General features: G+C 64.0%; 20 protein-coding genes and 1 tRNA gene. 14 read left to right on the top strand and 7 right to left on the bottom strand.

What is annotated here, in order from left to right:
* Positions 1–81: 81 nt before the first annotated feature.
* Together D618_RS18145 and D618_RS0109920 are read left to right on the top strand one after the other, a co-directional pair.
* Positions 82–615 carry a hypothetical protein gene (locus D618_RS18145; RefSeq protein ID WP_017671361.1) on the top strand — a complete coding sequence of 178 codons (534 nt, stop codon included), beginning with the start codon at positions 82–84 and terminating at the stop codon, positions 613–615.
* A gap of 134 nt (positions 616–749) precedes the next feature.
* Positions 750–2,204 (top strand): DEAD/DEAH box helicase, encoded by a 1,455-nt coding sequence (locus D618_RS0109920; RefSeq protein WP_017671360.1) that lies wholly within the window; start codon positions 750–752, stop codon positions 2,202–2,204.
* A 51-nt stretch (positions 2,205–2,255) separates the two neighbouring features.
* Here D618_RS0109920 and D618_RS0109915 read toward each other — a convergent pair whose 3' ends face one another.
* Complete coding sequence (locus D618_RS0109915) at positions 2,256–3,167, bottom strand: methyltransferase domain-containing protein (RefSeq protein WP_238550636.1); 912 nt, start codon at positions 3,165–3,167, stop codon at positions 2,256–2,258.
* On the opposite strand from D618_RS0109915, the gene D618_RS0109910 reads away from it, so the two are divergent.
* From D618_RS0109910 to D618_RS0109890, 5 genes are all read left to right on the top strand, one after another.
* Positions 3,161–3,907 carry a ComF family protein gene (locus D618_RS0109910; RefSeq protein WP_040370388.1) on the top strand — a complete coding sequence of 249 codons (747 nt, stop codon included), beginning with the start codon at positions 3,161–3,163 and terminating at the stop codon, positions 3,905–3,907. The genes D618_RS0109915 and D618_RS0109910 overlap by 7 nt on opposite strands.
* Before the next feature lie 67 nt (positions 3,908–3,974).
* Positions 3,975–4,232: a glutaredoxin 3 gene (gene grxC / locus D618_RS0109905; protein ID WP_026091515.1), complete on the top strand. Its 258-nt coding sequence runs from the start codon at positions 3,975–3,977 to the stop codon at positions 4,230–4,232.
* A gap of 30 nt (positions 4,233–4,262) precedes the next feature.
* Complete coding sequence (locus D618_RS0109900) at positions 4,263–5,090, top strand: carbon-nitrogen hydrolase family protein (RefSeq protein WP_017671356.1); 828 nt, start codon at positions 4,263–4,265, stop codon at positions 5,088–5,090.
* Positions 5,087–5,590 (top strand): DUF1178 family protein, encoded by a 504-nt coding sequence (locus D618_RS0109895; protein ID WP_017671355.1) that lies wholly within the window; start codon positions 5,087–5,089, stop codon positions 5,588–5,590. Before D618_RS0109900 ends, D618_RS0109895 begins: the two co-directional genes overlap by 4 nt.
* 65 nt (positions 5,591–5,655) lie before the next feature.
* A tRNA-Arg gene (locus D618_RS0109890) sits at positions 5,656–5,732 on the top strand.
* Positions 5,733–5,814: 82 nt separating this feature from the next.
* On the opposite strand, the gene D618_RS0109885 is transcribed toward D618_RS0109890, so the two are convergent.
* Entirely contained in the window at positions 5,815–6,309 is a 495-nt protein-coding gene (locus D618_RS0109885) for a DUF427 domain-containing protein (RefSeq protein WP_026091514.1), read from the bottom strand.
* A 476-nt stretch (positions 6,310–6,785) separates the two neighbouring features.
* Between D618_RS0109885 and D618_RS0109880 the strand changes: the two genes are divergently transcribed.
* The 3 genes from D618_RS0109880 to D618_RS0109870 are packed head-to-tail and all read left to right on the top strand — an operon-like array spanning position 6,786 to position 9,078.
* Positions 6,786–8,003 carry a class I SAM-dependent methyltransferase gene (locus D618_RS0109880; protein ID WP_040370528.1) on the top strand — a complete coding sequence of 406 codons (1,218 nt, stop codon included), beginning with the start codon at positions 6,786–6,788 and terminating at the stop codon, positions 8,001–8,003.
* Positions 8,000–8,359: a hypothetical protein gene (locus D618_RS0109875; protein WP_017671352.1), complete on the top strand. Its 360-nt coding sequence runs from the start codon at positions 8,000–8,002 to the stop codon at positions 8,357–8,359. The genes D618_RS0109880 and D618_RS0109875 overlap by 4 nt, the downstream gene beginning before the upstream one ends.
* A gap of 41 nt (positions 8,360–8,400) precedes the next feature.
* On the top strand, positions 8,401–9,078 hold the full coding sequence (locus D618_RS0109870) for a hypothetical protein (RefSeq protein WP_017671351.1): 678 nt from the start codon (positions 8,401–8,403) through the stop codon (positions 9,076–9,078).
* A gap of 13 nt (positions 9,079–9,091) precedes the next feature.
* Here the strand turns inward: D618_RS0109870 and D618_RS0109865 are convergent, their stop codons facing one another.
* The 5 genes from D618_RS0109865 to D618_RS0109845 are packed head-to-tail and all read right to left on the bottom strand — an operon-like array spanning position 9,092 to position 16,515.
* Positions 9,092–10,942, bottom strand: coding sequence for a TonB-dependent receptor (locus tag D618_RS0109865; protein WP_202949942.1), 1,851 nt, complete (start codon positions 10,940–10,942; stop codon positions 9,092–9,094).
* A gap of 34 nt (positions 10,943–10,976) precedes the next feature.
* Positions 10,977–12,230 (bottom strand): DUF3526 domain-containing protein, encoded by a 1,254-nt coding sequence (locus D618_RS0109860; protein ID WP_017671349.1) that lies wholly within the window; start codon positions 12,228–12,230, stop codon positions 10,977–10,979.
* On the bottom strand, positions 12,227–13,675 hold the full coding sequence (locus D618_RS0109855) for a DUF3526 domain-containing protein (RefSeq protein WP_017671348.1): 1,449 nt from the start codon (positions 13,673–13,675) through the stop codon (positions 12,227–12,229). Before D618_RS0109855 ends, D618_RS0109860 begins: the two co-directional genes overlap by 4 nt.
* Complete coding sequence (locus D618_RS0109850; protein ID WP_017671347.1) at positions 13,672–14,391, bottom strand: ATP-binding cassette domain-containing protein; 720 nt, start codon at positions 14,389–14,391, stop codon at positions 13,672–13,674. Before D618_RS0109850 ends, D618_RS0109855 begins: the two co-directional genes overlap by 4 nt.
* A 15-nt stretch (positions 14,392–14,406) precedes the next feature.
* Positions 14,407–16,515 (bottom strand): TonB-dependent siderophore receptor, encoded by a 2,109-nt coding sequence (locus D618_RS0109845; protein WP_017671346.1) that lies wholly within the window; start codon positions 16,513–16,515, stop codon positions 14,407–14,409.
* Positions 16,516–16,815: 300 nt separating this feature from the next.
* Between D618_RS0109845 and D618_RS0109840 the strand changes: the two genes are divergently transcribed.
* The 4 genes from D618_RS0109840 (at position 16,816) to D618_RS0109825 (ending at position 19,847) form a co-directional block, all read left to right on the top strand.
* Positions 16,816–18,369 (top strand): globin-coupled sensor protein, encoded by a 1,554-nt coding sequence (locus D618_RS0109840; protein ID WP_026091512.1) that lies wholly within the window; start codon positions 16,816–16,818, stop codon positions 18,367–18,369.
* A gap of 91 nt (positions 18,370–18,460) precedes the next feature.
* Positions 18,461–19,003, top strand: coding sequence for a chemotaxis protein CheD (locus D618_RS0109835; RefSeq protein ID WP_017671344.1), 543 nt, complete (start codon positions 18,461–18,463; stop codon positions 19,001–19,003).
* Positions 19,004–19,017: 14 nt separating this feature from the next.
* Complete coding sequence (locus D618_RS0109830; protein ID WP_026091511.1) at positions 19,018–19,383, top strand: response regulator; 366 nt, start codon at positions 19,018–19,020, stop codon at positions 19,381–19,383.
* A 14-nt stretch (positions 19,384–19,397) separates the two neighbouring features.
* The gene (locus D618_RS0109825) at positions 19,398–19,847 is read left to right on the top strand and encodes a chemotaxis protein CheW (protein ID WP_017671342.1); all 450 of its coding nucleotides are present in this window, start codon (positions 19,398–19,400) and stop codon (positions 19,845–19,847) included.
* Positions 19,848–19,875: the final 28 nt, after the last annotated feature.

Raw genomic sequence — 19,875 nt, 5'->3', positions numbered from 1 at the left:
GTCGTTAATCGGCGGTTCAATCGTCCGGCCTAACCCGGATGCCGGGGTTCAATGGGTCTTGGAGGATTGCCGCGCGCGGCCATGGTTTACGGGGACATCATCATTGCATGGCTGATGCTGGGCTCGCTGCCGCTGGCGCAGGAGGGGGAGCTCGGCCTTGCCCTCGATCAACCAGCTGTCGCGCACAGGGTGCACGATGCGCTTGATGCTGCGCCGCAGGCCGCGGCGCAGGTGCGGATCGAACAGCGCATCATCATTCGCGTGCCGCGCCAGTCGCTGTCCCGGTCATCGCTGATGCCTGCACCCCCGCCGCGCCGCGCGCCGCAGCCTGAACCGCCGAAGTTCGAGAGGCGCAAGGTCGGCAAATGCGTGGCGATGCGCGACGTCACCGGCGTTCGGGTGGTGAACGATGACATGCTGGTGCTGTTCATGCGTGATCAGCGCATGATCGAGGCCGAGCTGGAGCGATCGTGCACCGCGCGCGAATTCTACCAGGGTTTCTACATGGAGCGCAGCAGCGATGGGCGGCTTTGCATCGATCGCGATCTTCTGCAGGCACGATCCGGCAGCAAATGCGAAGTGGAAAAACTCCGCCAGCTTGTGCCCGAGGACTGATCGCGCGGGCCTCGCTGTAACGCACAATGGTTGACTTTGGGGCGATGTTTGCGCATGGGACGCGCGTGGCCGAAGGCCCGGCATCGATAGCGTGACGATATGTGTCCGCGCTACTGCCTGTTTCTGGATATTCTATGATATTTGCCGATCTCGGCCTCTCCGAAAAGTTGATCCAGGCCGTTACCGATTCCGGCTATACGACCCCCACGCCGATTCAGGCGCAGGCTATTCCGCCTGTCCTGATGATGCGCGACCTGATCGGCATCGCCCAGACAGGCACCGGCAAGACCGCCAGCTTCGTGCTGCCGATGATCGATATTCTGGCTGAAGGCCGCAGCCGGGCGCGGATGCCGCGCTCGCTGATCCTTGAACCCACGCGCGAACTCGCTGCGCAGGTCGCGGAAAATTTCGAGAAATACGGCAAGTACCACAAGCTCTCGATGGCGCTGCTGATCGGCGGCGTATCGATGGGCGACCAGATCAAGGCGCTCGAAAAGGGCGTCGATGTGCTGATCGCGACCCCCGGACGCCTGATGGACCTCTACGATCGCGGCAACATCCTGCTCACCGGATGCGGCCTGCTGGTCATCGACGAGGCCGATCGCATGCTCGACATGGGCTTCATTCCCGATATCGAGACGATCTGCACCCGGCTGCCTGCCACGCGCCAGACGTTGCTGTTCTCGGCAACCATGCCGCCGCCGATCAAGAAGCTGTCGGACAAGTTCCTCACCAACCCCAAATATATCGAGGTCGCACGGCCTGCGAGCGCCAACGCCTCGATCGAGCAGGGCAAGGTGCGCGTCTCGTCACGCCGCAAGCGCGACACGCTGTTCCAGATGCTCGATGCTGGCGTGCAGACCGCCATCATTTTCTGCAACCGCAAGACCACGGTGCGCGACCTCAACAAGGCGCTGCGCCAGGGAGGGTTCGATTCGGGCGAGATCCATGGCGACATGGAACAGCGCGATCGCATCGCAGAGCTCGACAAGTTCAAGGACGGCACGATCAACATTCTGGTCGCCTCCGACGTTGCCGCGCGCGGACTGGACATCAAGGGCGTCAGCCATGTGTTCAACTATGATGCGCCCTGGCATCCGGATGATTACGTCCACCGCATCGGCCGTACGGGTCGGGCAGGGGCGTCGGGCAAGGCCTTCACCTTCATTACCGATGAAGATGCCGAGGCACTGGCCAATATCGAAAAGCTGATCGGCACGACCATCCCTGAAATCGTGCTGGAAGGCGCGCAGGAGCCGGCGCGTGAAGAGCGCCCCCGGGAAGATCGTGCACGCGAGAAGCCGGCAAGGCCGCGGCGGGCTGCCAAGTCAGGCGATCGCGCCACCAGCGAGGAGCGCGAACCCGAAGCCCGCAAGCCGGCCGCGCGCGCGCCCGATACGCGCCGCAAGCCCGATGACCGCCCTCGCGCCGAAAGGCCGCGCGACGAGAAGCCCCGGGACGACAAGCCCCGCGACGAACGCCGCAAGCCTTCGCGTTCGCGTCGCGATGATGCGCGCAATGACGGTCCGGACGATGGCTGGAACGGCCCCATGCCGGACTTCCTCTCGGTCGGTTTTGGCACCGAGTAACGCAGTCGGCGCGGCGATCATGGTATCGTCGCGCGCTGACCGTTGAGCGCATCAGCCTTTTTTGGCTTTGCCCAAAACGCCTGCCAGCGAAGCCGTCGCGCTGCCGCGTCGTGCGGGCTTGGGCTGGTCGGGCGAGGGTGCCCAGCCGCTCAGATAGACGATCTCGAAGCGTTCCGCTGTCTTGCCATCGTCATCGGCAGCCTCATGAAAACTCTGCAGGGCCGCGATCAGCGCATTCTTGGTCAGCGGCGGCGGTGATGACGCGAGCGTGTTGGTCCAGCCATGGCAGCGCAGGTCGCGCACCAGAGCAGGCAGTGCTGAATAGCGCACGGTCAGGCTGTCGCTGTCGGCCACCGGCATGGCAAAACGTGCGCGCTGCATCAGGTCTCCGGCAGCGCGGACATCGATCTGCGGGTGGATGCGCGCAGCCACGCCGCGTCCGCCTGCCTCGTCGGCGGCCAGCATCGCAGCCTTCAGCCTGGGCAGCGAGCCTGCGCCGATTAGCGCGGCCATCATCAGTCCATCGGGCCTGAGCGAGCGGTTGATCTGGATCAGCGCGCCAGGCAGATCGTTGACGCTGTCGAGCGTGCCCAGGGCCACGACCAGATCGAACGTTCCGGGGGAAAAGGGCAGGGCGTCTTCATCGCACGCGACATCACGCGCCACAGGTCCTGCCAGCGTGATCTTAGCGCCGCGTGCTGCCAGCGCGTCGGTGAGCAGAGCGGGTGCATGGCCGATCACCAGCACGTCGGCGAAGCTGCGATTCACCCAGCCCAGCCGCTCGACCACTTCATCGGCCATATGCTCGGCCAGAAAGGCACCGCCATGGCGTGCTGCGAGCCTTTGCCCGCGGGCCATGGCCATGCGGCGGCGCTGGGGGGAAAACAGCTGGCGGGGTGCAGTATCCTCGGTCATCGCGGCCTTGTGCCGGGGCGCGCGCCGCGCGACAAGAGGGGATGACACTTGCCCGGGCCCTGCATGCTTTGGTCGATCTGGTGCTGCCCCCGCGCTGCCCCGGCTGCGGCGTACTGGTCGAAGGCGATCTGCAGTTTTGCGCCGAGTGCTGGAATGCGCTGCGCTTTGTCAGCGACCCCGCCTGCACGGCCTGTGGCAAGCCTTTTGCCGATGGGCGCGATGACGATCTGATGTGCGCCGACTGCCTGGCCCATCCGCCGCTGCACGATGGAATCAAGGCCGCCGTTCTGTATGACGACCTCTCGCGCTCGATCGTGCTCAAGTTGAAGCACGGCGGAAAGATTGGCCTGGCAAGGCTGGTCGCCCGGCACCTGCAGCGGCATCTGCCTGCCGACACGCAGGATGTCGTGCTCATCCCCGTTCCCCTGCATCGCTGGCGGCTGTGGCAGCGCGGTTTCAACCAGTCGATCCTGATCGCGCGCGCCCTTGCTGCGCCGCATCGGTTGCCGGTGGAAACCGATGTGCTGCGCCGGGTACGGGCCACGCCGCCGCTCAAGGGCATGACCCGCAAGCAGCGCAGTGCAGCCATCCGCGGCGTGTTCGATATTCCCAGCCACACGCGTCCGCGCATCGCGGGCCGGCACGTTCTGCTGGTCGATGACGTGTATACCACGGGGGCAACCACGCATGCCTGCGTGCGTCTGCTCAAGCAGGCAGGCGCACGGCGCGTCACCATCTTCTGCTGGGCGCGGGTGCTGCGCGAAGGCGATGAGGGTGCCATGATGTGACACCAGGGTGGCACAACGGTTGCATTTCTGCGGAAAACGCCCAATTATTGAGCTGGAGGACATGCCCATGGCCAAGGTCGAAATCTATACCAAATTTACCTGCCCCTACTGCTTCCGCGCCAAGTCGCTGCTGAGCAGCAAGGGCGTCGCGTTCGACGAGGTCGAGGTCTCGATGGGTGGCGATCCCAAGGCAGAGATGATCCGCCGCGCCGGTGGCCGCAGCACCGTGCCGCAGATCTTCATCGACGGGCAGCATGTTGGCGGGTCCGACGATCTGGCGGCGCTGGACCGCGCGGGCAAGCTCGACCCGATGCTGGGATTGTGATCGCGGCTCTCGCACGCTTGGCTCGCTGACATGAAGATTGCGCTGCTCCAGATGAACGCGGGCACTGATCCGGCTGCAAACGCCGACGTGCTCGTCAAAGCCGTGCGCGATGCGAAGGCGGGCGGGGCAGAGATACTGTTCACGCCGGAAATGTCGAACATGCTCGATCGGAACCGCGCCAGAGCCACCCAGACCATTTGTCACGAAGCCGACGATGCCGTGCTCGCCTCAGTGCGCGATGCAGCGGCTGCCGCTGGCTTGTGGGTGCATCTGGGTTCGCTGGCGATCAAGGGCGATGATCCGGATGGCAGATGGCACAACCGCGCGTTCGTGATCGCACCCGATGGCAGCATCGCTGGGCGCTATGACAAGATTCACCTGTTCGATGTCGATCTGCCGTCCGGCGAAAGCTGGCGGGAATCTGCGGTCTATCAGGGGGGCGATCAGGCGGTGGCGGTTCGCCTGCCGCATGCCGTTCTGGGGCTATCGATCTGCTATGATATCCGATTTGCGGCCGTCTATGCGGCCTTGAGCCGCGCGGGGGCGGACATCATCGCGGTCCCGGCGGCGTTCACGGTTCCCACCGGCCAGGCGCATTGGCACGTGCTGCTGCGTGCGCGCGCGATCGAGAGCGCCTGTTTCGTCGTTGCCGCTGCGCAGACCGGCAACCATGAAGACGGTCGCAGCACATATGGTCATAGCTTGGTGGTCGATCCGTGGGGAACGGTCCTGCTCGACATGGGCGAACAGCCCGGCCTGGGTTTTGCCGAAATCGAACTGGAACAGATCGCGGATGTTCGCGCGCGCGTGCCTGTTATCGCCAATCGCAGGCCCGTGGCAGAGGCGGTGCGGCCATGATCGTCTACGACCTGAAATGCGCTGGCGACCATGTCTTCGAAGTGTGGTTCGCGTCCAGCGAGGCATATGAGGAGCAGCGTGCCCGGGGGCTGGTGGCGTGCGCATTCTGCGGGTCGACCGATGTGGCCAAGGCGGTGATGGCGCCGCGGTTGAACGCCAAGGGCAATCAACGCAGCCAGCAGCTGCCAGTCACGCGCGAGGCCCCGTCGCCCGGCGATATCGCGCCGGTGCAGGTCAGCAACGCTCCGCCACCTGCAGATATCGTCAAAATGCAGGCGGTGCTGCAGGCATTGGCCCAGGCGCAGGCCAAGGCGCTCGAGCAATCGACCTGGGTGGGCAAGAGCTTTGCCGATCGCGCGCGCGCGATGCATTACGGCGAAGAGGAGCACGCCGCCATCCATGGGCAGGCCGCGCCTGAAGATGCTGCAGCGTTGATCGAGGAGGGCGTCGCCGTCGCACCTTTGCCATTCCCCGTCGTGCCCCCCGAATCCAAGAACTGAAGCCAGGGCGACGTGACCCAAACGGCGTTGCCATGCCGCCCTGGCTTGGCTAAACCCCGTCGCAAGCGCCCGTAGCTCAGCAGGATAGAGCATCAGATTCCTAATCTGGGGGCCACAGGTTCGAATCCTGTCGGGCGCACCATTTCCGGACCCGTTGGTCATGCCTCAGGCCTCCGGAGCAGCTTTTTCGGAACAAGGCGATATACGGGAACGCTCAGGCGGTCCTACCAGCCCATGCTGCCGGGCCCACCCTTGAACGGCCCTGCGAAACCCGATGTGATCCAGCCGCCATAAAAGGCGCCGGGTTGCGGCAACACGGTTTCTCCGTTGACCGTGCAACGGTCGAATGGCCCTGCGTAGAAGGCGACATGATCGCGCAGGATTGCAAAGCTGGCACTGGGCTTGGGATAGCTCCAGCCGACGCGGGGCAGGACGATGTTGCCCACGACCACGTCCCAATAGACCGCCGCGCCCTTCCATTCGCAAAACGAACTGCCCTCTGCGCGCCGCAGCACTCCGGGTGGAATCGCGTGCGGCGGAATGTAATAGCTGGGAGGGTGGCTGGTCTCGAACGTGCAGACAGCCTCGCGGGTTTCAGCCACGACCATTCCGAGATGTTCGATCCGGACATGGGCATCGCAGGGCTTGGCAATCGCGGGTCGGGGGAAATCCCACACGCTGCGCTGGCCGGGGCTGACAGGATCGCGCTCTGGTCTCATGTCGATGGTCCTTGTCGTGTTCCGTGCGACACCCAGATGGACATCGCCCCTGGGCTGGTGATCGGTGCGGTGCATGCAGCCGCTGGGCGAAGATGACGCTCGGCGGGCGGGCGGGCTACGCTCCGCTTGTTCCTGATGATGGATATAGTGAGAGTTTGCATCGTCGCCAGAGAAACACAGGCCGAACGCACCTGCGCGCCGACGTTTGCGGCGATGATGCCTGGCCTTGTTGCCAGCGATGTCGTCGGCGTGTGGCAAGTGTGGTCCACCCGCCACCCACGATGATGGCGATATGCCCTGCAGAAATTGCGGCAAATTTGATCGGGATCAATTTCAAGGCTGAAGTTGTCCGTACAAATATCGGTACCGAACGGTCCAAGAATGTGCGTTCGGCAAGCCGCCGGTGGCACAACGCCACACCAATCGACCCAAATGAAGGGGCAAGCCCTCTCCTGTCCTGCGAAAGGCCCGAAGCGATGACCATGGATTTGCCGCCGCCCTACACGGCGCTCAAACGCCATCCGATGATGCCGAACACCCGACACGACGAAGCCGCACGGTTCAACTTTCTTACCCATTTCAATCGCTATGTGTCCGGCAGCCTGGGGCGCGGCAACCAGCTGGCGTATGACAATCGCGTGCTTCCCGAATTTCGCGCCGAACATGGCCGCGACCCGCAGCATCGTCACGAAATCCGCGACGCAATGAACCGCGATACCTTCCACCGGATGTGGTCGGCGCTCAAGCGCAACGCGATGGAGATGCGGCAGATGAACGGCCGCCAGACCGTGCTGCGGCAGCTCGATCAGCTCGATGCGATGGCGCGGCAGTTCAACGCGCATTCGGGCCAGTTGCAGCTCGATTCCGCCATTCAGCAGCCGCGCTACCAGACCTGTGTCGACATTCATTGCCAGCCGGGCGGCTATCATTCCGAGGAGCGCCCCGGCGATGTGACGGTGGGCGCGAACTATGATGTCGGCCTGTTTGCCACTACCGGCGGTGCGCTGGGCGCACTCAACGATGGCGGCGGGCAGGCGGTGGTCGCCTGGGCCAAGGCGAACAGGCCCGGCTGGGCACCTGCGCGCATCCTCGATCTCGGCTGCACTGTCGGGCACAATGCGGTGCCGATCGCACAGGGCTTCCCCGAGGCTCATGTGATCGCGATCGACACCGCCGGACCCAGCCTGCGCTATGGCGCGGCGCGCGCGGCGGGGCTGGGTGTGAAGAACATCACCTTCGTTCAGGCCGATGGCGAAGACCTGTCGCGCTTTCCCGACGATCATTTCGACTGGGTGCAGACGACGATGTTCCTGCACGAGCTCTCCGCAGCCGCGATGCCGCGCATCCTGGCCGAGGCGTATCGCGTCCTCAAGCCCGGCGGGCTGATGCTGCATGTCGAACAGCCGCAATATGGCCCCGCCATGCCGCTGTTCGAACAGTTCATGCGCGATTGGGACGCATTCAACAACAATGAGCCATTCTGGTCTGCGATGCATGGGGTGAGCATGGAGGAGGCGCTCGAGCAAGCGGGCTTCGCCAAGGCGGAGCAGTTCTCCGTCGGCGTGCGCGCGGTGGTCGATCCGGATGTCTTTCCGCCGTCACCCGATGGCGCAGCCGAGGATTATGGCCGCGCTGCGATCTGGAATGCCTATGGCGCGTGGAAGGCTGCGCCCGCACGGGAGATGGCCGCATGACCGAGGGACTGGACTGGATCGCCCGATCAGGCGCGCGTGCCAAGGGGCGTCGCCCCGCCTTTTTCGACGAGCCCGCGCTCGACCGGCTCTATTCGCTGACGCTGGCACTGGCGGCCGAGCTGTCCGCGACGCGCGAGCGGCTCGATACGGTCGAGCGACTGCTCGAAGCGGGCGGCAGTCTCAGGCGGAGCGAAGTCGAGGACTATGCGCCTGACCGTGCCGCAGGACAGGAGCGCGGGGAAGACACGCGCGCCTATATCGCGCGGATCATGCGCGGGTTCCAGCAGGAGGTGGAGGCGATGGAACAGCCCGATCCGCCGATCCTGGACATCGTCGAAGAGCTGTCTGTGCGCTGACGCGGCGCAAGCATTGAAACCAATTGGGGTGGGGGAATCACGTGATCGAAGAGGTACTGGTGCTGCGCTGGGTGCATATCCTGGCGATGGTCTATTGGCTGGGCGGGGAATGGGGGGTTTTCCAGTCGAGCTACAATATCATCAACCCGGCGCTGTCGCTGGACGAGCGCAGGCGGCATATGGAGACCGCCTATCGCATCGACATTCTGGCACGCACCGGCATCATCCTGCTGCTGCCCTTGGGGCTGCACATGGGCAACATTTACGGTCTGCAACCCTATGGCGGCGGCTATCTGACCGCGATGTGGCTGTTCGTTGCCGGATGGCTGGGGCTGTGCTGGGGCGCGTTCTTCAGCCGCGAGACCGATATCGGCATCACGCTGACCAAATTGGACGAGGCGATCCGCTATCTGCTGATCCCGGCGATCTTCATCACGGGCATATCCTCGCTGCTCGGCCATGGTCCGTTCGAAGCGAGCGAAGGGGTGCGCTGGTATGCCAGCAAGCTCACGCTCTACGGCTTTACCCTGTGCATCGGCCTTGGCCTGCGCTGGATCATGCGGCGCTGGACCACGCGGTTTCGCGTGCTGGCGCTGGGTCCCGACCCAGTGCAGGAAGCCGCGCTGGAGCGCGAGATCGGCTATGGCCGGATGATGGCCTATGTCTACTGGATCACTATCTCAGGCATCTGCTTCCTGGGTACGGTCAAGCCGTTCTGACACGGACCGGCGGTCAAAAATCCACCGTCAGGAACATCGTGACCTGGCGCGGGGCATTGACCTGATAGCTGCCGCTGCCGACCAGCGCGAGGTCATAAGTGTTGGTGACGTTGAGCATCTGCACCCTGAGCAGCGCCGGGTTCTGGCCGATGTTCAGCCGCCAGCGCACACCGGCGTCGATCGTGGTGCGCGCTGGCAGGAACACCAGGTTGCGCGTGTCGGCAGCGCGCGAACCGCGATGCGTGGCGTTGAAGGTCAGTTGCACACCCTTGACGCCGGGCAGGTCGTATTGCGTCGCCAGCGTCAGCAACTGCGATGGCTGGCCCAGCGGGCGACGACCGACACGGCCCAGATCAACGGCCTCCCCGGTGACGCGGGGGCGCATCAGCACGGCGCCGGCGACGACCGTGAGCCGGGGCAGCAGCGTTCCTGTCGCGGACAGTTCGACCCCGCGATGGCGCACATTGCCCAGCTCGCGAAACACATTTGCGCTGTCAGCGGCGAAATACGGTTTGCGCACATCGAACACGCCCGCGACCAGGCTCATCCCGCCGGGGATTTTCCAGCGCAGTCCCGCATCCACCTGCGAGGTGAGGATCGCAGGCAATGCCTCGGTTCGGTTGGCGGCATTGTCTGGCGCGATCCCGCTTTCCTCCAGCCCGCGCGTATAGCTGGCATAAAGCGCCAGCCGCCGGGTCGGCTCGAGAGAGGCGGTGACATTGGGGAGCCAGGCCTCGTCATCGGTGCGCGCCAGGATCGCGCCGGGGCGGTCTACACGCTTGCGGTACCATGTATGCTGCAGCCCGACGCTCAATCCGCCGACGCCCTGCCAGCGGCCATCATACGCCAGACCGGCAATCGCCTGGCGCACCTGCTCGCCCGTCTGCGGCGTGAACGTGAAATCGGGTTCTGGAATATCGAGCACCCTATCGACCGGCGCGCGTGCAAAGCTCACCGAAGCGCCGCCGCCATAACGGCTGACCCGCTCGCGTCCGCGCAGCGCTGCGTGCAGCGTGTGACGGCGCGGGCCATCGGCAAAGCTGCGGCTGATGCGCAGTTCGCCGCTGGTTCCGGCGAGTGACAAAGGCGGGTCGCTGCTGACGCGGCGGATCGCGGTGCCATCGGGCCGCATGGAGGTAAAATTCTGCGCAAAGTTCGTCGCGCTGTCCGATGTCGAGCGGAATAATCCGGCGGCGATCTGCCAATTGGGGCCAAGCCCCGCCTTGGTCAGTGCGCCATAATGCTGAACCGTATTGCGCTGATCGGCCCATTCGGGGCCGGGGAAGCGGCGGCGCTCGATGCGCGGCGGCAGATACGCGCCTTCGGGCGTATACAGCGGCGCAGCCTCGCGGTTGTAAAGGTCGATCCGGCTCCAGAACGGGATGACCTCGACCGACGGTGCCGGCTTCCAGCGAGCCGCCAGCGCGTACGAGCCGAAGAACGACTGGTTGCCCGGCGCCAGTTCGTCGACGAAACCGGCGACGCCCGCCACCAGGCTCAACTTGTCGCGGATCACCGGGATCTGCGTATCGATCTCCAGCCTGCCGCCGCCCCAGCTGTTGAGGCCCAACATCGTGCTGACCACCAGATCATTGCCTGCCGGCCTGATCTTGTAGTCGACGATGCCGGTGGGGGCGGGGAACAGATAATTCTGGGCCGTCAGCCCGACGCGCACGACGTTGCTCTGCACCAGCCGGTCGGTGAACGCGGCGGGCCGATCGAAATATAGCCCCTCCAGCCGGATGTTGTTGGCTGTCACCGGCGAGAAGCCGCGCACGTCGCTGCCGCTGTACAGCCCGACGCGCTCGTTGCCGATGCTGGTGCCAAAGGCATCCTCTGCCCCGGCAGCAGCGTTGTCGGTCACGCGCTGTGCGTGCGCCGATGGGATGGCGGCAAGGCTAGCCGCCGATAGCAGGGTCAAAGCGCGGAACGCGCGCCAGCTCTTGCGGGCCAAAGGGTTTTTCGCTGAACAGATAATCATAATAGAACTCGCGCAAGCGCTGATGGTAAGCGCGAATGCGCATCTGATAGTCAAGTTGTGCGGTGACATCGGTCCCCGCCATGGCCGACATCGCCTGCGCCAGTCCGGCAGGCGGAAGCACCCATCCGGCGATCCGGCCCATCTCGGCACGCCTGGCGATGCCATCGCGATAGGCCTGCGACTGCTCTGCGACGTGCAGGTCACCCAGATGCTGGAAGGCGAAATACCATTTCCAGTGGAAGGTCGGGGGAATGGCGCTGCCGGCTTCATGCTGCGGATAGACCTTCAGGAAATCGCGCATCGTCCGGTCGCGCGGGCGGTCCCAACCGGCATGGACATATTCGCGGTTCTCGCGCGCGAGCGCAGCGCCATCGGGGACGGGCACGCCAGCGTTGATCGCCAGGTTCACCCCGGCAGGCGCGACCAAAGTCAGCGCGAACCAGACCGCTGCGAGCGAGGCCGCGTTGACCGCCGAACGGACGCCCAGCCGGGCAACCACCAGCACGATCGCCGTCCACAGCAGGCAGACCAACGTGATCAGCCCGGCAAAACCCAGCGCACGCAGCGGCGCAGTTCCCGCCATCAGCGCACCGATGCCGAAGGGCAGCAGCAGGGCGACCAGCACACCGGCCAGACGCACCGCAACGCGGCTGGTCCACAGTCGCCTGCGCGCGCGGGGCAATGCTGCGAGCGCATGATAGCGCCCGGCCTCGCGTTCACCCGACCACAGATCGTGCAGCAGCGCGATCAGCACCAGAGGCGCAACATACACGGCAACAAACGCAAGATCGAACCGCCCCGGCAGCGCCAGTTCGGGGTTGGAGGATTCGTTCTCGTAGATCTGCCCTTCCAGCGCCAGAGCGCGGACCCGCAGCACGGCAGGTGCGATGTCTCGGCTGCCAAGCGCGGCAAAGGCGAGATCCGATGGCGGGTCCCACGTTGGCTGGAACCCGTAATAGGCGCCCGATCCTGCGTCCTCGACAAACGCTGCGAGGGCAGCTTCCTCGGCCACCTGGCCTGCGAGCATTCGATCGATCACGGCGCGGTCGCGGGCGACGCTGGCCAGCCCCAGCGCTACGCTCGCGCTCGCACACACGGCCAGCAGAAGCAGCGCCCAGATCGCCGACCGGCTGCGACCCAGCAGCCACATTTCGCGCAGGATATGGGTCATGCGCCGTTCCTTTCGAGGCGGCGGCTGGCGATCATCATCAACGCCAGTGCCAGAGCGATCCACAGCGCCAGCACGGCCAGCGACGGTATCATGCCGGCAGCACGGCGCGACGCGGTCGGTGCATCGAACCGGAAATCGGGAACCTCTTTCCAGAAATCGGCGGAAATGCGTGTGCGCCGCTCGGCGATCGGGTCCTTGCTGCGTGCGGAGTCATCGGCGCCGCTGACGGCTGTCGCCTGCAAGGCGTTGAGCTTCTGCACCATGTTGTAGCGATAGGCCTCGGCGGTTTCTAGGAACGCCAGATGGGTGCGCAGATCGGTGGCTGCGCCGACCATCGATGCCCGCCGCACCGCCAGTGCCGGGCTGATCAGCCCCAGCGCGGTCAGCCGGTCGGACTGCGCCAGCTGGATGGCACCGGCCCGCGCGGCATAGTCCTTGAACAGCTGCGATGTCAGCCGCTCGCCCTCCTGCGCCAGCACGCCGCGATAGTTGAAGGGCAGATCCTCGACCTTCCCGACCCCGTACTTCTGCAGCAGCTTCGCCTTGAATTCGGCAAAGTGCGGATCGTTGGGGTTGTGGCTGTCACCGATGCGGCGAAGGTCGGCGGCGATCGCGAACTCGGTATCGACCCGGCTGGGCAGAGGCTCTGCCACGCCCGCCCACGCCGCTGCAGCGCGCGGAACCAGCACCACGACGACGGCCCATATGGCGATCAGCGTCACCAGAGCGCCTTGCGCGCTTGCCGCCAGCGCAGACACTGCCGTGATCACCAGCACCCAGATCAGCAGATATCCGCTGTACGACAGCGCGGTCAGCAGCGCGATGCCAGCTTCGGCGGGTTGCTGAATTGCGGCCCAACCGAGCGCGGCAAAGGCGGGGGCCATCGCCAGGGCGGCAGCTGCGCACAGCGCCAGCGCCTTGCCCGAGAGGATTGCCCAAGCGGTCGCGCCATGCGCCGCCAGCGCCCTCAGGCTGCCGCGTTCGCGCTCACGCGCGACGCTGGCAAAGCCCAGGAAAACGAGCAGCAGCGGGGCCAGCGTCTGCAGCACGAACGCCGGGGTCAACTGACCGAAGCGGACGAGATCGGAAGATTCGCGCGCCGCGCCGAAGGTGGCGCTGTTCTGTCGGTGCCCCTCCAGAAACACCACGGTTCCGGTGAACGCATCGACTCCGGGGTCAAACGCAGCCAGCGGCCCGACCGGGCGCAGCGCATAGGTGCCATAATGCACCATGCGGTGCGGGTGGCGATCGGGCTGCGACTTGAACTGCTGGTCGGTGGCGATCTGCGCTTCGGCGCGCATCTTTGCCGCAGCCGCCATCTGCGTTGCGGATGTCACCGCCGCAATGGCAGACAGCAGGAGCAAGGTCGCCACGCCAACGATTGCCAGCCGCGACCGCAGCATCAGCCGGAGTTCCGCACCGGCGATTGTGAACACCTGGCTCATCGTACCCTAGCAAAGCCGCTGTGCAGCGCGTTGAGGTCGAAACGCGGTTCACCCGGCTGAGCAAACCATTCGCTTGCGATCCTGCCGCCTGCGATCAGGCCAATCCGGTCTGCGGTGTCCGCCGCGCCCAGCAGGTCATGCGTCACCATCAGCACCGCAACCCCGCGCGCGGCGAGCGTTTCAAGCAGCTTGTGGAAATCGGCTGCAGCAGCAGGGTCGAGCCCCGATGTCGGTTCGTCGAGCAGTAGCAGCGGCGTATCGCGCAGCATCGCCAGCGCGATCGCGGTTTTTTGCCGCATGCCCTTCGAAAAGCGCCCGGCACGCATGTCCCAGGCATTGGCGGCCAGTCCGACGGATCCGAATGCCGCTTCGACATCGGCGCGCGAGCGCGGGCAATCGGCAACCTTGAGCAGATAATCGACATTCTCGCGCGCGGTCAGATGGTCGTACAGCGCCACGTTTTCCGGCAGATAGGCGATCTGCGCGCGTACAGCGTCCAATTGCCCCGCCGGGTCCTGCCCGCCGACCGTCAGCGTTCCGCCGCTGCGCTCCAGAAATCCCAGAATGGCAAACAGCGTGGTCGATTTGCCCGCGCCATTGCCGCCCAGAAGCGCATAGATTTCTCCGGCCTCCAGCGTCAGCGACAGGCCATCGACGATGCGACGACCGCCACGTTCGACAACGAGTTGATCGATCGACAGGACGGGGTGGGTCATGCAGTTGCGCCTCTTTCAGAACGACAGTCGCAGCGCGACCGAGGCTGCGCGTGGCGTGCCCGGCTGCACCCACAACTGGGCAAAGCTGTTGGTGTAATAGGTCGTGTTGAACAGGTTGGTGACGTCGGCAAACACTTCGATATTCTGCTGCAATTTCCAGGCGGCGAACAGGCGTACCAGGGTGTAGTCGGGCAGGGTGAAGGTCGTTGCCGTCTCGCCCAGCCGTGCGCCGACATGCTGCACGCCGCCGCCCAGCGTCAGGCGGGTGTCAGCGATGGCAAAGCCGCGCGATGCCTGGAGGCTCAGCGTGTGCCGCGGCACATTGATCAGCCGGTCGCCCTTGCGGATCGGCAGGCCGAAGTTGAGATCGACCACATCCTCGCGCGCCTCGGCATCGATATAGGCATAGGAAAACCACAGGTCGATGTCGCCGGGCAGCTTGCCGTTGATGTCGATTTCCAGACCCCGGCTGCGGGCACTGCCGATGGGGAGCGAGAAGCCGGGGTTGGCAGGGTCTGCCGCGAGCACATTCGATTTGGAGAGAGTGAACAGTGACACCGTACCCTGCAACTGGTCGTCGAGCAGACCGAATTTCGCCCCGACTTCGGCGGACCTGCTGGTTTCCGGATCGAATAGCGCGCCGGTCGCCGTCGCGCCGAGATTGGCGCGGAAACCCTCGCCATAAGCGGCATAAAGCGACAGGGCAGGCGATGCGGTAAAGACCACGCCTGCTTGCGGGCTGAACCGGTTGTAGCTGCGGCTGGCGGCGGCGTTGTTGGCGCGGTTGAGGCTCTCCACGGTAATGTCGTCAAAACGCCCGCCAAGCCGGACCTGCAGATTGTCGGTCAGGCTGATCTGGTCCTGGACATAGGCGCCGACTGCTCGCTGCTGGTCCAGCCGGTTGGTCTGTGGCCCCGGACTGGGCAGCGGGAACCGGCCATATACGGGGTTGAACACGTCTATATCGTTGCTCGCCTGCGCGCTGGTTGCCGCCCCGATCGCTGCGGGACGAAAACGCAGGAACAGTTGCGAATTGTCGAACTCGTCATAATCAACGCCCATGAGCACCCGGTGGGTCAGGCTGCCCGTTGCAAAGCGCCCGGAAATCTCGCCGCGCACGACGAAATGCTCGCCCTCGTACAACCGCGAACGCCGCTGGCGCGACAGCGAACGTCCATCGCGCTGCAATCGCTGGCGCGCTGCGGCAAGCTCTGCCTCGGTGGAAAAGCCTTCCAGCCGCGTCTCGCGATATTGCGTGCCGACGAGCAGGTGCCAGTCATCGCTGAAGGCATGGTCGAGCTGAACCTGATGGCCGGTGGCATCCGCTTCGATCGGGCCGTCTGCCGGTTCGCCGAAAAAGGCGCGGCGCGAAACGCGCCCCAGCACGCCATCAATCGCCACGGTGCCACGGTCGAAATCGGCTTCCTGCCGGGTCAGTTCCAGATCGTAGGTCAGGTTCGTGTTTGCGCCCAGCTTGAACAGCACCGAAGGCACGAAGCCGACCCGCTCGGACCGCACCGTCTCGCGAAAGCTGCCTGCGTCCTCGTAAAACCCGATCAGGCGGATCGCGGCGATGTCGCCCACTGCCAGATTGACGTCGGCATCCGCGCGGCGGCGATCGAAGCTGCCTGCCTGCACGTTGATGCGCCCGCGGGTGTCGAAATCGGCGCGCTTGGTGACGATGTTGATGGTTCCGCCCGGCTCGCCCCGCCCGAACAGTGCCGCGTTGGGCCCTTTCAGGATTTCGATCCGTTCGATCCCTGCGACATCGCGCGTGCCGCCAAAGCCGCGTCCGCCGTTGAAGCCGTTGACCAGATAGCCCGAGGGCAGGTTCTCGTCCCCGGCAAAGCCCCGCACGGCATAGGAATCCCAAAGGCCGCCGAAGTTGTTCTGCCGCGCGACCGACGCGGAAAGATCGAGCGCATCGGCCAGCCGGGTGAGGTTGTTCGCATCGATCTGGTCCTGGCCGATCTGGGTGATCGCCTGCGGCGTTTCCCGCAAGCTGAAGTCGCCGCGATAGGCCTGGCGCTGGCCGGTGACGATGATGTTGTTTGCATCATCCTCGATCGCCCATGCATGGCCGGGCAGCAACGCAACACCCGCCAGCAGCAGCGGTATTGCCATTTTCCTTGTCTGGTTCATCGTCTTTATCGCCCCCACGCAGATACCAAGGCAACCTGCCGCCCTCGTCGAGGAGCGTGATATATAATATCATCTCAGAGGCAAGTGTTTTTTCGATCCGATGGGTTTGTAGGTGCGGTCTGGGGGTTTGATCCGACCTTGATTGGGAGGGGCAGGAGGCATGGGCTGACGTGAAAGCACGCCAAATCCGAAAGCCAGAGCATCACCGTAGTTATACGATATTTAGCTTTTTGTTTACGCAGCGAGCAGCAGATAATTCCACACGGACTTGGAGACGGGGCAATGGATACGGCATCGGCTAATCACAGCAGAATGCAGTTCTTCGGAATAACCAAAAAAGATTATGGTCGTTTCCCGAAAATACTAAGGTTAATGAAAAAGCATGCGCCGAATGCTTTGCGCGATTTTTACAAAAAAATTGCCGCGACACCGGATGTCAGTCGCTTCTTCAAATCGCAGACCAATATGGATCATGCCCGCGACAAGCAGTTCAACCATTGGGTTCAGCTTTTTTCAGGTGATGTGGTTGGTGAGAACTATTTTGCCAAGGCCGAGCAGATTGGCAATGTCCATGCCAGGATCGGCCTGGCGCCGACTTGGTATATCGGCGGCTATGCCATGGTGCTTGAGCAGCTGATTACCGAAGCGACCGCAGCATCGCCACTGGCGCGCCTTACCGGCAACCGGCAAGGCCATGTCATCGGATCAATGGTGAAGTGCGCGCTGCTTGACATGGACATCGCCCTTTCCAGCTACTTCCGCGCGGAAGAAGCCCAACGCCTGGCCGTCATCTCCCAAGTCGGCCAGGCGTTGGAATCCCTTGCCAAGGGGAACTTTGCCGTTCGCCTTGAAGGCCTGCCCCCGGCGTTTGCCAAGCTCGAACAGGATTTCGAGTTCATGCGCAGCCGGATCAGCGAAACGCTGAACCAGGTTTCCCAGACAGCAGAGACCATCAACACAGGCTCGGTGGAAATCAGTCTGGCATCAGACGACCTGTCTTCCCGTACCGAACAACAGGCTGCATCGCTTGAAGAGACGGCGGCTGCAATGGCGCAGTTGACGGGCGGCGTGCGCGAAACCGCAGATGGCGCTGCGCACGTCAACCGCTCTGTCGCCGAGGCGCATGCCGACGCAACGCGCGGCGGCGCGGTGGTCAAGGAAGCGGTCGTGGCGATGGACGACATCGAACGGTCGGCGCAGGAAATCGCAAAGATCATCAACGTGATCGACGGCATTGCCTTCCAGACCAACCTGCTGGCCTTGAATGCCGGGGTCGAGGCGGCGCGCGCTGGCGATGCCGGCAAGGGCTTTGCGGTGGTGGCCAACGAGGTGCGCGCGCTTGCACAACGGTCAGCCGATGCCGCCAAGCATATCAAGGATCTGATCAGCGAAAGTTCGCGCCAGGTGAGTCGCGGGGTCGAGCTTGTCGGCCAGTCCGGCGAAGCGCTCGACAGCATTGTCGAGAAGGTGGCGGAGATTGCCAGCCTTGCAAGCAATATTGCCGAGTTGGCGACCGTACAGTCCAACAGCCTGCAGCAGGTCAATACGGCTGTCGGCGAAATGGACAAGATGACGCAGCAGAACGCAGCCATGGTGGAAGAATCGACCGCCGCCGCACGCAGCCTCACTGGCGAAGCCGATCAGCTGACGGGGCTGGTCTCCCGCTTCAAGCTGGATGAGGCATCCGGCGGGCACGGCGAACACGGTTCCAACGTGCGGCAGATGGCCAGACCCGCCGCCGCCAGGGCGCCTCGGGCTGCGGCACGTCCCGCGATACGCGGCAACCTGGCGATCGCGGTCGACACCGATGCATCGGAGGATTGGTCGGAATTCTAGGTCAAGGTGAACCTGAGCCTGCGCACGATTGCCCCTCTCCAGCGGATGGCGACATTACAGAGGGTTGGAAGGGGGAGCTGTTGCAGTGCCGATGGACCTGATCACCACGCCAAAAATGGTGCGCCACAACGTTCTGCAGGGCGAATATGCGGTGTCGGGTGATCCTGATCTTGTCTTCTCCACCATTCTGGGAAGTTGCATTGCCTGTTGCCTGTTCGACCCGGTGGCCAGACTTGGTGGGATGAACCACTTCCTCCTCGCGTCGCCGCCGCATTCCATGCAGGTGCTCGACGACGGCGCAGAGCGTTTCGGGCTCTATGCGATGGAGCTTCTGGTCAATGACATGATCAAGAAGGGCGCTAGCCGGACCAATATGCGTGCGCATCTGTATGGCGGCAGCAACATGCTGTCGGGAATGCGGGCAATCGGAACCGAGAATGCCCGCTTTGCCAAGGAGTTTCTGCGCAATGATCGCATCGCCCTGCTGAAGGCCGATACCGGGGGCGAGCAGGCACGCCGTCTCGATTTTCAACCTGTTACAGGGCGCGTGCGGTGCCGCAATGTCGGGCGCGATCTACCGCCCGTGCAGGCGACACGAATTCCCGCCGCATTGGGCGACGTCGAACTTTTCTGATCAAGGTGGACAGCATGACAAAACCGATCCTGACAGTTGACGACAGTCCCAGCATGCGGATGCTGCTGCGGGCGTCGCTGACCAGCGCAGGCTATGCCGTGGTGGAAGCAGAGGATGGCCGCGCGGCGCTGGACTGGCTGGACACCAATGATGCAGCCGTGGTCATCACCGATATCACCATGCCGCGCCTCGATGGTTTCGGGCTGATTGCGGCGCTGCGCGCTCAGGACCGGTTTTGCGAAACGCCTGTGCTAGTGCTGACCACGGAATGCCAACCCGACAAAAAGGCGATTGCACGAGCGGCAGGGGCAACAGGATGGATCGTTAAACCTTTTGATCCAGAAAAGCTCTACACTGCGCTGCGTCGCTTAGCGTATTGATCAGGGAGGAAACGATGGCACATCAGTTCATGACCTTTCAACTGGCGGACAGGCTGATGGGGATCGATATCATGGCCATTCGCGAGATCCGCGCGTGGACCCCGACGACCAAGCTGCCCAACGCTCCCTCTTATGTCCGCGGCGTGGTCAACCTGCGCGGTACCGTGCTGCCGGTGATCGATCTGTCGGATCGGTTGGGCTGGGGGCGGGTGGAGCCAACCGAACGCAATGTCATCATCGTCCTTGAAATTCTGGATCAGATGCACGGCCTGATTGTGGATTCGGTCAACGATATCGTGATTGTCGAGGAATCTTCCCTGCAGCCACCGCCCGTCATCGGCATGGGCGGGCGAGAGAATTTTCTGCAGGGCCTGGCGCTGGTTGAGGACCGGATGGCGATCATCCTCAAGCTCGAAGGCATGGCCATGGATCTGTCGCAATCGGACCTGGCCAATGCGGCATGACCGGCGACTGACGCACACCTGAAAAGGC

Origin of the sequence: Blastomonas sp. AAP53 (assembly GCF_000331245.1) — a bacterium.
In the GTDB taxonomy this organism is placed as follows: Bacteria; Pseudomonadota; Alphaproteobacteria; order Sphingomonadales; family Sphingomonadaceae; genus Blastomonas.
This window is presented reverse-complemented; position numbering and strand designations above follow the sequence as displayed.